Raw genomic sequence first — 14,117 nt, 5'->3', positions numbered from 1 at the left:
CACCGGTTGGGCCATTGCCGCCATGATTCCATGCCCGGGCGACAACGCGGTGACAGAGCGGTTCATGAAGGGGTCACACCGGTGCCCCTGGGGGCGCACAGGCGCTCCAGGGGCACCGGCTCAGCCGTCAGCCGCGCGGGTCAGCCGCCCAGGGTCCCGCCGGGCGCGGGAGACTGCGCCTGGGCAACCATCGGGTCGGTGCTGAGGTGGATGACGCCGTAGTCGTAGGCGTGCCGCCGGTAGACGACACTGGGTTCCTTCGTCTCGGAGTCGACGAACAGGTAGAAGTCGTGTCCGACCAGTTCCATCTCGTAGAGGGCCTGGTCGAGGGTCATGGGGGAGGCGACGTGGGTCTTCTCGCGGACGACGAGGGGGCCTTCGCCCTTGACCTCCAGTGAGCCGATCTTCTTGGTGGGCACTCCGTCCTGGTCTTCCTCGTGGACGGGGTGGCCGTTCCCGTTGAGCGTCGCCGCGCCCGGAACGTGGTCGGGGACCTCGGCGGCCGAGATCCTGCGCGCGCCGCGGCGAGAGAACCGCTTGTCGTGCTGCTTGCGCAGCCGGGCATCCAGCTTCTCCGCTGCCAGGTCCAGCGCCGCGTAGGGGTCACTGGCCGCTGCCTCCGCCCGGATCACCGGACCGCGGGAGCGGAGCGTGATCTCCACTCGGTCACAACGGTCGGCCTGTCGGGGGTTGGGCTCCTTGGACACCTCGACGTCGAGGCTGATCACCTTGCCGTCGAGCTTCTGGATCTTCTCCAGCTTCAGCTTCTCGGCCACGTGCTTGCGGAACCGCTCGGGCACCTCGGTCTTGCGGCCCTTGACGACGATGTCCACGCAGAACTCCGTTCCCGGATCACTCCGCTCCACTGGCGGAGCATCTCCCTTTTGCACCAGGTTCCGGCGAGCTCCGGAACCTACGGACTCGGTGACTTCCACCTCCTCCCCCGCGGGCAAGATCTCCACTCCACCGCGACGGGTGATTGTGAAAAACCCGCAGCACGGCATTCGGGTACGAGAGCGATGGCCTGCGCCTTTCTCTCACAACCGAACATATCTCGCCCGGACGGATGTCGTCACCCTCTACCGCGGCGTACCTCCGTTCAGGTGAATTGACCCTCTCATTACCTGCAACGATGCAAGCTGGCAGTCAGTTCCGGTTTATTTCGAAAGAATCTGGGGGCGCTGCGACCACGGCTGCGCAGATGACGTCACCTGCGCCGCCCGCACCCGCCATTCCTGGCACTGAGTGCATACGACCGGGCGCCCCGTCCGCCGAGTCGGCGATCCGTTCTCCTGCGCCTTCCCGAGCGGCTGCCGTGTACACAGCCGTAGTTGCTTCGCCGTACGAAACCAGCCCCGGGAACTGCCGTTGCGCGACCGCCTGTTGTTCTCTCCTCCCGCAGGCGCCCGCCCTTTCCTCCGGCCCCGTCGCCGCCCGCACGGCACGCGCCGCTTCGGCCAGGGAGGCGCCGGTGGTCATCAGATCGTCGACGAGCACGACCCAACCGCCGCGCAGCAGTCGGTCTCCGCCGGGAGCCACCGCCAGGGCGCCCGCGAGATTGTCCAGCCGCTGCCGGGAGTTGAGCCCCGCCTGGTCGGCCACGGTGCGCCGCTGCCGCAGCACGGCGAGGACCCGGGCCGCCGTTCCGGTCCGCCGCAGCTCGCCCGCCGCTGCGAGCGCGATCCGCCGTGCCGGGTCGTGGCCCCGCGCCCGCACCGCCGCACGCGCGGACGGAACGGGAACGAGCAGTACGGGCACTCCACCGCCCCCAGCCGCAGAGCCTGCCGCCTCCCTGAGCGCCGCCTGCACGGCGCCTGCCAGTGCCGTGCCGAGCGGTGCTGCGAGGGCCAGCGCGCCCCGTTCCTTGTGGGCCAGCAGCATGGCCCGCACCTCGTCGGCATACCGGGCGGCCGCGTGCACCACGGGCAGCCCGAAAGGCTCCGGCACCGGTCGCACCCGGCTCGGTGCGGTCCCGCTCAGGACGGCACGGCACTCCGGGCAGAGCACCGTGCGAGGCCTCCCGCAGCCTCCGCACTCGGCCGGCAGCACCAGGTCGGTGAGGTCCTGCCACCACCCCCGCATGCCCATCACTCTGCCAACGCCCGAGCTCCCCGGCCAGCCCTGTGGACAACTCCCTGTGGACAAGTCGTCCCCGGTGCAAACCGCCGCTTCGACACGGCTCGAAACGGCCACCCCCGGACAACCTCACCGGCTCCCCCGCCCGACAGCGTCACCCCGGATAGACCGGCGCCACCCCGTCCGTGACCTTCTGCCACTGGCCGCCGGACGGCAGTCGTACGATCCCGTCCTCCGAGCCGGCCACCAACGGCAGCCGGTCGGACTCGGCCGCGGTGATCTCCTTGATCCCGGACAGGGCCGCCGGTGCCGGCCCCTCGGGTGTGGACCCGTCGACCTGCGCGTAGCGCATGGTCTGCAGTCCGCCCTGTTCACGCCCGACCACCACGAGCCGGCTGTCCCCGGCCCAGGACATGGCCGTGACGTCCTGCAACTCCGGTGTGGCGGTGTGCAGTCCGAGCACCGAGACGGTGGGCCGCCCCTCCGCGGCTTCCTGCCGCCGCTCGATCCGCCCGATGAGCAGGGACTTCGTGCTGCCCTTCGCCACCACGAGCGCTATGCGCACTCCGTCGGCTGCCACCCGGACGTCCTTGATACGGCCGTTCAGCTCCGGGATCTTCACCGCGAGCGGTTCGCCCCTGCCCTGTTCCAGCAGGAGCAACCGGGGGTTGCCGGGATCGCGGTCGGCCACCCAGAGGTCGCCGTAGACATCCCAGCTGGGTGCCGTCAGCCGGTCCTTGTCCGACTTGGCGTGGCTGGTCAGTACAGGGGTCCCCAGTGAATCGCCGGACACCAGCGAGGCGACGTACAGCTCCTTGCCGTCGCCGGAGACGGCGGCCGCCTTGTACTCGTCGTGCGACACGGCGACCGAGCGCAGTTCCTTCTCGCCCGCGCCGAGAGCCCCGGCCACCGGTTCGGCCTTGGGGGTGGGGTTGTTGCCGGTCCCCATCCGTACGAGCCGGTTCTTGCCATCGATGAAATACAGGTAGCCGGGCTGCTGCACCGAGCCGCGCACGGTGGCGGCGTCGGCCTCGCGGAGCGAGCACAGCCGCGAGTTGCCGGACTGCAGCTCGACCTGGTCCACCGCGGGGGTGAGGTTCTGCGCGGTGAACAGGAGCTGGGCGGCCATCTCGTTGCACTGTCCCTGGCCGACCCGGCGGGCTCTCTCGTTCAGCGGCACGGTCAGCGTGTTCTGGTCGTCGGGCGTCAGCGCGGTGACGCCGTCCTTCAGCGCCGTACCCGTCGGGAAACTCGTCCGCACCACGTGATCGAGCCAGTTCGTGGGCCCGTTGAGCAGCGAGCGGACCATCTGCGTCATGGGGTCGACGCGCCGGCGGATGTACACGGGATCGGCGACGGCCGCCGGCTGCGTCGTGCTCCCGGCCGCGGCGTTCGAGGCGAAGTAGTACTTGTTGACGGACATGTAGTTGCGCTGGAAGTCCGACTTACCCATGACAATGCCCTGCGGCAGCCTGTCGATGCGCCACTGCTTGGTCTTCTTGTCGCGCGTGAGATGCACCGGCGCGTCGTAGGGCCCGTCGGCGGGCGAGTACGCCTGCTGCTCGTCCACGTTCGCGACCCTGGTGCCGGTCAGCGTGAACGACAGGTCGTCGCCCTCCCGGCCGCCCAGGCGGTTGGGGTCGATGCCGGGCCCGTTGGCGAGGACCGTGCTGGACTGCCCCGGTTTCCATGTCTGTGACGCCGTCTTGGTCAGGTATTGCCGGGCCGTCGAGTAGTTCGGATCGTCGCTGGTCAGCGCCTCGAGAAAACCGGAGACGATGTCCGAGGGCTGGGCGTCCTCCTGGGGCGGCATGGCGAAGACCCGCACCTGGGTGTCCTGTCGCGGTGTGGAGTCGACGCCGCTCAGGTCGCCGCTGTCGGGCATCGAGGCGCATCCCGCCAGCAGTACGGCGCCACAGGCTGCGTACGTCGCCGCGCGCAACGGTCTGCGCCCGGCGCCCCCCTCGCGGTCAGCGCCCACGAAATGCCTCCCCTTGCTTCTTCGACTCCTCCGGCCCGGTGTCCGGGCGGCTCGAGGTCTCGGCCCCGTCCTCGCCGGGCGTCTCGTTCTGTCGTCTGGCTCCGGAAGTCGGACGGGGCACCACGCGCGCGCCGTTCCCGGGCAGTGCCGTCGGGTCGGCTGTGGGGGCCGCACCGCCCACTCTGGGGGCCATGGGCGGCATCTGGTCCGCGACCGGCTGCGCGGGCACGGTGGCGGCTTTGTCGCCGCGCGGCAGCCCGGCGTCGTTGAGTCCTCGGTTGCGCCGCGAGTCCTTGGGCTCCAGGGGTATCGGCGAGCCCCGCAGCGGCTCGTCCGCGGTCCGCGGCAGCGTCAGCCGGAACTGCGAGCCTCCGCCGGGCTCCCCCCAGGCCTGCAGCCAGCCGCCGTGCAGCCGAGCGTCCTCCAGGGCGATGGACAGCCCCAGGCCCGTACCACCGGTCGTACGCGCGCGTGCCGGATCGGCCCGCCAGAAGCGGCTGAACACGCGCGTGGCCTCACCGGGCTTGAGTCCGACGCCGTAGTCGCGCACCGCTACGGCAACCGCCCCGCCGGCCGCGGCGAGCTTGACGAGGACGTCCTTGCCCTCGCCGTGCTCCACGGCGTTGACCACGAGGTTGCGCAGCACCCGCTCCACGCGTCGCGCGTCCGCCTCGGCGACGACGGGCTGCTGGTCGCCCAGCACACGTATGTGCGTGCCCTTGCGCTCGGCGAGCGGCTCGGCCCCGCTGACGACGCGCCGTACGACCTCCCTGAGGTCTATCGGCTCCGCCTCCAGCGCCGCCGCGCCCGCATCGAACCGGCTGATCTCCAGCAGATCGGCGAGCAGCGACTCGAACCGGTCCAGCTGGTCGGCCAGCAGCTCCGCCGACCGCGCGGTCACCGGATCGAAGTCCTCCCGCGCCTCGTGGATGACGTCCGCCGCCATCCGTACGGTCGTCAGCGGTGTCCGCAGCTCGTGCGACACGTCCGACACGAACCGCCGCTGCATCCGCGACAGGTCCTCCAGCTGCTGGATCTTCAACTGCAGGTTCTGCGCCATCTTGTTGAAGGCCTCACCGAGGCGGGCGATGTCGTCCTCGCCGGTGACCTTCATACGCTCCTGCAGCCGCCCGGCCGACAGCCGCTCGGCGATCCCCGCGGCCATGCGCACGGGGGTGACGACCTGCCGTACCACCAGCCAGGCGATGGCCCCGAGCAGTACGACGACGAAGAGTCCCGCGGTCGCCAGCGTGCCCTTGACCAGGCTCAGTGACTTCTCCTCCTGGGTGAGCGGGAAGAGGTAGTAGAGCTGGTACGGCTCACCGTTGGGGTCGTTGACCTGCTTGCCGATGACCAGTGCCGGCTGCGACTCCTTGTTGTTGCTGTACAGGATGCGGGTGTAACTCTGGGCGGCCGCAGTGTCGTCGTTGATCCGCGCGCGCAGGTCCTCGGGCACACTGGCCGTCGGATCGACGAACCCCGAGGCACGGGGTCCGCGCCCGCCGCCGCTGTTGTCGTCCCCCGCTGGCAGGGTCACCACGTCGAAGGCGCCCTGACCACCACTGGACAGGGACTCCACGAGGTCGCTCATCCACGAGGTGAGGTTCTGCGACTGCCGTTGGTCCGCCGCCGTGCCGTCGTCGCTGGTCCCGGCCGCTGCCTCGTCGGCCTTCTGCTTGGCCACCGCGAACCCACCGGTGGCCTGGCTCTGCGAGGCCTTCACCTTGGCGTCCAGCAGCCCGTTGCGCACCTGCCCGATGACGACGAATCCGAGCAACAGCACCACGCCCAAGGACATCAGCAGTGTGGTGACGACGACCTTGAGCTGGATGTTCCGCCGCCACAGCCGCATGACGGGCAGCAACGGCCGGCGGACCCAGCGCATGAACAAGCGCAGCACCGGGCTGCCCTGGACTCCGCCCTGCAGCAGACCGCCCTCCAGCAGTCGGCCCCAACGCGATGCTGTCGTCTCCCGGCCGACAGGCCGCCCCGCGCTGGCCCTGTCCGGCCCCGGCGCCGAAGCGGCACTGTCACCGGACATGTCAGCTGGGCCCTGCCTTGTAACCGACGCCCCTGACGGTCACCACGATCTCCGGCCGCTCCGGGTCCTTCTCGACCTTGGAGCGCAGCCGCTGCACGTGAACATTCACAAGCCGCGTGTCCGCAGCGTGCCGGTATCCCCACACCTGCTCGAGCAGCACCTCACGCGTGAACACCTGCCACGGCTTGCGCGCCAGCGCCACCAGCAGATCGAACTCCAGCGGCGTCAGCGCGATCGACTGCCCGTCCCGCTTCACAGAGTGACCGGCCACGTCGATGACGAGGTCACCTATGGCCAGCTGTTCCGGCGCCGGCTCCTCCGACCTCCGCAGCCGCGCCCGGATCCGGGCGACCAGCTCCTTCGGCTTGAACGGCTTCACGATGTAGTCATCGGCACCCGACTCCAGTCCGACCACCACGTCGACGGTGTCGCTCTTGGCCGTGAGCATCACGATCGGCACGCCCGACTCCGCCCTGATCAGGCGGCACACCTCGATGCCGTCACGCCCGGGCAGCATCAGGTCGAGCAGCACCAGGTCGGGTTTGCTCTCACGGAATGCGGCCAGCGCCTTGTCGCCGTCGGCTACGAAAGACGGCTCAAAACCTTCACCACGCAGCACGATGCCGAGCATCTCGGCCAGTGCCGTGTCGTCGTCGACGACAAGGACTCGTCCCTTCATAAACGACATCATCCCATTCTCATAACAGTGGTGAAGGCGCAGGTGAGCAGGGTCACTGGCCCGTGACGATAGTCGTACTCGGCCGTCACTGTCTGCCCCTGTCCCGCGACGTCGATGTCAGACACGGATGTCAGCTACCCAGGGTAGGCGGAGCCTGACCATACGGTCAGCCCAGTGACTCCTGGCGGCACTGCACCGATCGCTCAGTGCCGCACGAGGGCGAGCACCCTTTGCCGGCCTCGAACCTCTACCGGCAAGCATCGCTCGAGCCGAGCTCACCCTCAGCTGATCGACACCTCGCGCGACCTGGCACAGAGCTCCGCAAGGGCCTCAGCCGTCACGGGCGAGACCGCACCCTCTTCCGTGACGATCGCGGTCACCAGCTCGGGCGGCGTCACATCGAACGCCGGGTTGTACGCCTGGGTCCCCAGGGGCGCCACCGGAACGCCACCTCCTGCTTCCGCTCCTGCCACCGGCACCTGAGGCGCGGTGACCTCGGTCACCTCATGGCCGGGCCGCTGCTCCACCTCGATGGAGGCCCCGTCGGGGGTGTCCGGATCCACCGTCGTCAGCGGTGCCACCACGATGAACGGCACATGGTGGTACCGCGCGAGCACCGCGAGCGGATAGCTCCCGACCTTGTTCGCCACCGAACCGTCGGCCGCAATGCGGTCCGCCCCGATCAGCACCGCGTCCACCTCGCCGGCCGCGAAGAGCGAGCCCGCGGCGTTGTCCGTGAGCAAGGTGTACGCCATGCCGCTACGGGCCGCCTCATAAGCGGTCAGGCGAGCGCCTTGCAGCAACGGACGCGTCTCGTCCACCCACAGCCGTCGCAACCTCCCCGCGCGATGCGCCGCGAGCGCCACCGCGAAGGCGGTCCCCTCCCCGCCCGACACCAGCGAACCGGTGTTGCAGTGGGTGAGGATCCGGTGCCCGCCACCGGGCAGCAGCTCGTCCAGAAGTGCCAGCCCGCACTCGGCCATACGGGCACTGGCCTCGGCGTCCTCCTTGTGCAGCCGACGGGCCGCGGCAAGCGCCGCCGCCGCAGCCTGCCCGGCGTCGCCGCTCCTGGCGAACTCGGCCCGGTAGGCGGTCTGGGCCCTGCGCACACCGACAGCGAGGTTCACCGCAGTGGGCCGGGCACCGGCCAGCGCGGTTGCGGCCTCGTCCACGTCGAAGCCGCGCACGGCGGCGAGCGCGACACCGTACGCTCCGGCGATGCCGAGCAGCGGCGCCCCGCGCACAGCCAGCGAACGGATCGCCTCCACCAGCGCGGGCGCGTCCGTGCAAACCCGCTCGACCTCCTCGGCCGGCAATCTCGTCTGGTCGAGAAGTACCAGTACGGGCCCTTCTGGTGGCTCCTCCCAGCGGATCGCCGGTATCTCGGTCGGACTGCTGTCTTCGCCGGATTGCACGTACTGATCAGCCATGCGGTCAGTCTGCCCCTTTTCCCGCGGACAATTGAAGGTGTGCAGCCCATACCGCGGCCGGTACCTCGGCGACCACCCCATGGCACGATGGCTGCCAACCTGCCGCCGCGACCGCGGACGGGCACCTTGAAGGAGCGACGATGAAAGACACTCCGGGCTGGGCCTCGCCCGGATCTGCCCCGTCCGACGGGCAGGAGCCCGGCGCGTCCGGCCCTGCCGGGGCCACCGACCGACCCGGCCCCGCGGAGCCCGCGGACCAGTCCGGTTCCGCCCCGCAGGACACGCCTGACCCGCAGGGCCCCGGCTCGCAGTGGTCCAAGCAGCAGCCGCCACCCGGCCAGTGGTCCGCGCCCGCCGACCCGGCAGGCTCCGACCGAATTACTCCGCCACCCCCACCGCCCAGCGCCGGCTGGGGCACCCAGCCTCCCCCCGGCCCCGGCGGCTACCAGGCCTACGGCACTCCCGGATACCCCGCATGGGGCGGCGGCTGGGGCGGCCCCCCACCCGCCGCCAAGCCCGGCGTCATCCCGCTCCGCCCGCTGGGCGTGGGCGAGATCCTCGACGGCGCCGTCTCCACCATGCGCACCTACTGGCGCACGGTACTGGGCATCTCTCTGACCGTCGCGGTGGTCACCGAGGTCCTCGTCATCCTGCTCCAGGGCCTGGTCCTCAACGACACCAGCACCGCGGCCCTGAACGACCCGAGCGCCACCGCGGGCGAACTGACCCGCGCCATGGGCGAGGTCATGCTCAGCTCCGGTGCGGTCTCCCTGATCACTCTGATCGCCACAGTCGCCGCGACCGCCCTCCTCACCACCGTCACCAGCCGCGCGGTCCTCGGCCGCACCGTGACCACGGGCGAAGCCTGGCGCGATGCCCGCCCTCAGGTCGTGAAGCTGTTCGGCCTGATCCTGCTGTTGCCGCTCATCGCCGTCGCCATCGTCTTCGTCGGCACGCTGCCCGGCATCCTCGTCGCGGTCTTCGGGAACGCCGACGGGGGTGTCGCACTCGCCGTCCTGGGCGGCCTCGCCGCCGGCGTCGTCGCCCTGTGGCTGATGATCCGCTTCTCCCTGGCCTCGCCCGCACTGATGCTGGAGAAGCAGGGCGTCGTGAAGTCGATGAGCCGATCCGCGAAGCTGGTCCGAGGCTCCTGGTGGCGTGTTCTCGGTATCCAGTTGCTCGCCGGAATCATCGCCAACATCATCTCGGCGATCGTCGTCGTCCCCTTCACTTTCCTCGCCGCAGCGCTCGGCAGCGAAGGCGTCGTCGGCTTCCTCAACGGTGAGGGCAACAACCTCGGCTGGACCTTCCTCATCATCAGCGGGATCGGCTCGGTGATCGGCTCCATGATCACTTTTCCGATCAACGCCGGCGTCACCGTGCTCCTCTACATCGACCAGCGCATCCGCCGCGAAGCACTGGATCTCGAATTGGCCCGCGCCGCCGGCGTCCAGGGCTACGGGGCCGACGCCGGCTCGGGGGGCTGATGCGGTGAGCATGACGGGGGGAGTTCTCACAGCGGTGCCGACGGTCCTGCCGCGCGCTGCAGAATCTGCCGTACGGACGCTGCTGCGCGCCGGCAGCACATCCGTCCTGTCGCTGGTGCACTCCGCCGACGAGACGTCCGTGACGATCCCTCGGGATCCCGCACGTGAGGCAGCCCGCCGCGAGCTGTCGAAGCGCATGTACCACGAGAACGACCCCAGCCTGTTCCAGCGCGCCCTGAACGCCTTCTGGGACTGGGTCGACAAGCTGTTCGGCTCGGCGGCGGCCGCGACCCCCGGCGGCACACTCGGCCTGGTCGTCGTCATCGTGGCCGTCTTGGCGCTGCTGGGCGCGCTGTGGTGGCGGCTGGGCACACCACGGCGTGAACCCGCCTCGTCCGCCACCCTGTTCGACGATCGCCCCCGCAGCGCCACCGAACACCGCGCAGCCGCCGAGGCGCACGCCGCCCAGGGCCACTGGAACCAAGCCGTCCAGGAACGCATGCGCGGCATCGTCCGCTCCCTCGAGGAACGCGCGCTCCTCGACATCCGCCCCGGCCGCACCGCGGACGAGGCAGCCGCCGAAGCGGGCAGCGCACTGCCCGAACACCGAGACCGGCTGCACGCCGCGGCCCGGGACTTCGACGACGTGACATACGGCGGCCGAAGGGCGAGCGAGCACTCGTACCACCGCATGGCCCAACTCGACCACGACCTCGAACGCACCAAGCCCCAGCTCGCAAGCAGCAGCCCCGGCACAGCCCACAACTCCCGCCAGGGAGCCGCCGGATGACGACCGAGGTCATGCTCCCGTCCACCTCGGCCTCGCCCACTGCCCGCCAGGTGTGGACCCGCGCACGCGGCATTGCACTCGCCGTAGTGCTCCTCCTGGCCGCAGCCGTCGTGATCGCCGTGATCCGCTCCGACACCCGGCACGGCGAACTCGACCCGCGCTCCGTCGACTCCCACGGCAGCCGCGCCGTCGCCGAGCTCCTCGCCGACCGCGGTGTGTCCACACGCGTGGTGACCACTCTGGACGAGGCGCGCGCAGCAGCCGCCCCGGACACAACCCTCCTGGTCGCCCTCCCTGACCTGCTGACATACCGTCAACAGACACGGCTGCAGGCCGCGACCGCACACTCCGGTGGCCGCACCGTCCTCATCGCCCCAGGCAGCTCGTCGGTCGAGAAGCTTGCCCCCGGCGTCACCGCGGACCCCGCGACCAGCCTCGACTCGACCCTGCCACCCGACTGCCAACTGCCTGCTGCCCGCCGCGCGGGCACCGCGGACACGGGCGGCATCCGCTACACCACCACACGCCTCGGCGCCGACGAGTGCTACCGCAGCGAGCGCCTGGCCACCCTCCTGCGCATTCCGGAGACCTCCGCAGACGGCGACACCGTCGTCCTCGGTGCGCCCGACATCCTCTTCAACGACCGCCTCGACAAAGAGGGCAACGCCTCGCTCGCCCTCCAACTCCTCGGCTCCCGCCCCCATCTGGTCTGGTACCTCCCCTCACTTTCCGACAACTCCGCCGCCGACACGGGCGACGAAAAAGGGTTCTTCGACCTGATCCCCTCCGGCTGGCGCTGGGGCACGCTGCAACTCTTCGTCGCGGCAGCCCTCGCCGCCTTCTGGCGGGCACGCCGACTGGGCCCCCTCGTGCCCGAAAAACTCCCCGTGGCGATCCGCGCCTCCGAAACCGTCGAAGGCCGCGCCCGCCTCTACCGCAAGGCGAGCGCCCGCGACCGCGCGGCCGCCGCTCTTCGCTCCACCACCCGCACCCGCCTCGCCCCCCTCGTAGGTGTCCCCGTCGCCCAGGCGCACGCGCCCGAGGCTCTGCTCCCCGCCCTGTCCGCCCATCTCCACGGCGACGGCCAGGCCCTGCAAACTCTCCTCTTCGGCCCGCCGCCAGGCGACGACGCGGCCCTCATTGCCCTCGCCGACCAACTCGACGCCCTCGAAAGAGAGGTACGCCGTCCATGATGGACCCGACCACTGACAACGCCGGGAACACCGGGGATCCGGGCAAAGCCCGAGCCTCCCTGGAAGCCCTGCGCGCCGAGATCGCCAAAGCCGTGGTCGGCCAGGACCCTGCCGTGACCGGCCTCGTCGTCGCCCTCCTCTGCCGCGGACATGTACTACTGGAAGGAGTCCCCGGGGTCGCCAAAACGTTGCTCGTACGCGCCCTCGCCTCCGCACTCGAACTCGACACGAAGCGTGTGCAGTTCACCCCCGACCTGATGCCGAGCGACATCACTGGCTCCCTGGTCTATGACACTCGCACCGCCGAGTTCTCGTTCCAGCCCGGCCCGGTCTTCACCAACCTCCTCCTGGCCGACGAGATCAACCGCACACCGCCGAAGACCCAGTCGTCCCTCCTGGAAGCCATGGAGGAACGCCAGGTCACGGTCGACGGCACCCCGCGCCCGCTCCCCGATCCCTTCCTGGTCGCCGCAACCCAGAACCCGGTCGAGTACGAGGGCACATACCCCCTCCCCGAAGCCCAACTGGACCGTTTCCTCCTCAAACTGACGGTCCCTCTCCCCTCCCGCCAGGACGAGATCGACGTCCTCACCCGACACGCCGAGGGCTTCAATCCGCGCGACCTGCGCGCCGCCGGCGTACGCCCCGTGGCCGGCGCGGCCGACTTGGAAGCCGCTCGCGCCGCGGTCGCCAAGACGGCCATCTCCCCGGAAATCACCGCCTACGTGGTGGACATCTGCCGGGCCACCCGCGAGTCGCCCTCCCTCACCCTGGGCGTCTCACCACGCGGTGCCACGGCCCTCCTTGCCACCTCGCGCGCATGGGCATGGCTCACGGGCCGTGACTACGTCATCCCCGACGACGTCAAAGCCCTGGCCCTCCCCACGCTCCGACATCGCGTGCAACTCCGCCCCGAGGCGGAGATGGAAGGCGTCACGGCCGATTCCGTCATCAACGCGATCCTCGCCCACGTCCCTGTCCCCCGCTGATGCCACTCACCGGGCGCGCCGCGCTCCTCGCGGCACTCGGCTCCTTCCCCGTCGGTATCTGGGCCCCCAGCTGGACAGGCATCCTCGCTGTGAACGGCCCCCTGGCTTTGGCCTGCGCCTGCGACTTCGCCCTCGCAGCACCGGTACGGCGCCTCGGCCTGACCCGCTCCGGCGACACGTCCGTCCGCCTGGGCGAGGCCGCCGACGTGACCCTCACCGTCAGCAATCCATCGCGGCAGCTCCTCCGTGCCCGTCTACGTGACGCCTGGCCCCCCAGCAGCTGGCAGTCCGGCACGGAGATCGCGGCCTCGCGCCATCGCTTGACCGTGCCTGCAGGCGAACGCCGCCGGGTCACCACCCGTCTACGCCCCAGCCGCCGCGGCGACCGTCAAGCGGACCGCGTGACGATCCGCTCCTACGGCCCCCTCGGTCTGTTCTCACGCCAAGGCAGCCACCAGGTCCCCTGGACGGTGCGCGTCCTGCCCCCCTTCACCAGCCGCAAGCACCTGCCTTCGAAACTCGCCCGCCTCCGCGAGCTCGACGGCCGCACCAGTGTGCTCACCCGCGGCGAAGGCACAGAATTCGACAGCCTGCGCGAGTACGTCCCAGGCGACGACACCCGCTCCATCGACTGGCGTGCGACAGCTCGCCAGTCTGCGGTCGCCGTGCGCACATGGCGTCCCGAGCGCGACCGCCACATCCTGATCGTCCTGGACACCGGCCGCACCTCAGCAGGCCGCGTGGGCGACGCCCCACGCCTCGACGCCTCCATGGACGCGGCCCTGCTCCTGGCAGCACTCGCTTCACGCGCCGGCGACCGGGTGGACCTGCTCGCCTACGACCGCCGGGTACGCGCCCTCGTCCAGGGCCGCACGGCACGCGATGTCCTCCCGTCCCTGGTCAACGCGATGGCCCCGCTCGAACCCGAACTGGTCGAACTGGATGCCCGAGGCCTGACAGCGACCGCACTCCGCACGGCTCCCCGCCGCTCACTCATCGTGCTGCTCACAAGCCTCGATGCGGCACCTGTGGAGGAAGGCCTGCTTCCCGTGCTCTCCCAACTCACCCAGCGCCACACAGTTCTGATGGCATCGGTAGCGGATCCATACATCGCGCGTATGGCGAACGCCCGGGGAAACACCGAGTCCGTCTACGAAGCCGCAGCCGCTGCCCAGGCCCAGAGTGAACGCCACCGAACCGCGGAGCAGCTCCGCCGTCACGGAGTCACAGTCGTCGACGAGACACCGGAAGAACTGGCGCCAGCACTGGCAGATGCCTATCTGGCCCTGAAGGCGGCGGGACGTCTGTAAGGGAAGGGGAGGGCCCTCTTTGAAGGGCCCGAAACCTAAAAGCCTGAAACGCAGAAAACCCCCGTACCGAATAAACGGTACGGGGGTTTCCTCAACAATTGTTCGGCGGCGTCCTACTCTCCCACAGGGTCCCCCCTGCAG

At 70.2% G+C, this 14,117-nt stretch carries 11 protein-coding genes; 5 read left to right on the top strand and 6 right to left on the bottom strand.

Annotation, left to right across the window (positions count from 1 at the left end):
• Positions 1 to 140 precede the first annotated feature (140 nt).
• The 6 genes from raiA to mtnA form a co-directional block, all read right to left on the bottom strand.
• Positions 141 to 866, bottom strand: a complete 726-nt coding sequence (gene raiA / locus AB0N07_RS15340) for a ribosome-associated translation inhibitor RaiA (protein WP_365835019.1) — start codon at positions 864 to 866, stop codon at positions 141 to 143.
• 280 nt (positions 867 to 1,146) lie between these two features.
• The gene (locus AB0N07_RS15335) at positions 1,147 to 2,082 is read right to left on the bottom strand and encodes a ComF family protein (protein WP_365835017.1); all 936 of its coding nucleotides are present in this window, start codon (positions 2,080 to 2,082) and stop codon (positions 1,147 to 1,149) included.
• Between the two features lie 148 nt (positions 2,083 to 2,230).
• Entirely contained in the window at positions 2,231 to 4,057 is a 1,827-nt protein-coding gene (locus AB0N07_RS15330; protein WP_365835015.1) for an LpqB family beta-propeller domain-containing protein, read from the bottom strand.
• On the bottom strand, positions 4,047 to 6,098 hold the full coding sequence (gene mtrB, locus AB0N07_RS15325) for an MtrAB system histidine kinase MtrB (RefSeq protein WP_365835013.1): 2,052 nt from the start codon (positions 6,096 to 6,098) through the stop codon (positions 4,047 to 4,049). Before mtrB ends, AB0N07_RS15330 begins: the two co-directional genes overlap by 11 nt.
• 1 nt (position 6,099) lies before the next feature.
• Positions 6,100 to 6,789 carry a two-component system response regulator MtrA gene (mtrA, locus tag AB0N07_RS15320; protein WP_187284748.1) on the bottom strand — a complete coding sequence of 230 codons (690 nt, stop codon included), beginning with the start codon at positions 6,787 to 6,789 and terminating at the stop codon, positions 6,100 to 6,102.
• Positions 6,790 to 7,058: 269 nt separating this feature from the next.
• On the bottom strand, positions 7,059 to 8,207 hold the full coding sequence (gene mtnA, locus AB0N07_RS15315) for an S-methyl-5-thioribose-1-phosphate isomerase (protein ID WP_365835011.1): 1,149 nt from the start codon (positions 8,205 to 8,207) through the stop codon (positions 7,059 to 7,061).
• Positions 8,208 to 8,347: 140 nt separating this feature from the next.
• Here mtnA and AB0N07_RS15310 point away from each other — a divergent pair, with 140 nt between their 5' ends.
• The 5 genes from AB0N07_RS15310 to AB0N07_RS15290 are packed head-to-tail and all read left to right on the top strand — an operon-like array spanning position 8,348 to position 13,976.
• Positions 8,348 to 9,694, top strand: coding sequence for a glycerophosphoryl diester phosphodiesterase membrane domain-containing protein (locus tag AB0N07_RS15310; RefSeq protein WP_365835009.1), 1,347 nt, complete (start codon positions 8,348 to 8,350; stop codon positions 9,692 to 9,694).
• Positions 9,695 to 9,698: 4 nt separating this feature from the next.
• Positions 9,699 to 10,484 carry a DUF4129 domain-containing protein gene (locus AB0N07_RS15305; RefSeq protein ID WP_365835007.1) on the top strand — a complete coding sequence of 262 codons (786 nt, stop codon included), beginning with the start codon at positions 9,699 to 9,701 and terminating at the stop codon, positions 10,482 to 10,484.
• On the top strand, positions 10,481 to 11,677 hold the full coding sequence (locus AB0N07_RS15300; RefSeq protein WP_365835005.1) for a DUF4350 domain-containing protein: 1,197 nt from the start codon (positions 10,481 to 10,483) through the stop codon (positions 11,675 to 11,677). The genes AB0N07_RS15305 and AB0N07_RS15300 overlap by 4 nt, the downstream gene beginning before the upstream one ends.
• Entirely contained in the window at positions 11,677 to 12,666 is a 990-nt protein-coding gene (locus AB0N07_RS15295; RefSeq protein WP_365835003.1) for a MoxR family ATPase, read from the top strand. Before AB0N07_RS15300 ends, AB0N07_RS15295 begins: the two co-directional genes overlap by 1 nt.
• A complete protein-coding gene (locus tag AB0N07_RS15290; protein ID WP_365835001.1) occupies positions 12,666 to 13,976 on the top strand; it encodes a DUF58 domain-containing protein in 1,311 nt (436 codons plus the stop codon). Before AB0N07_RS15295 ends, AB0N07_RS15290 begins: the two co-directional genes overlap by 1 nt.
• Positions 13,977 to 14,117 lie beyond the last annotated feature (141 nt).

The sequence above is a fragment of the Streptomyces sp. NPDC051172 genome (assembly GCF_040682555.1).
Lineage (GTDB): Bacteria > Actinomycetota > Actinomycetes > Streptomycetales > Streptomycetaceae > Streptomyces.
Note: the sequence above shows the minus strand (reverse complement) of the source record. Positions and strands in the feature narration are given on the sequence as shown.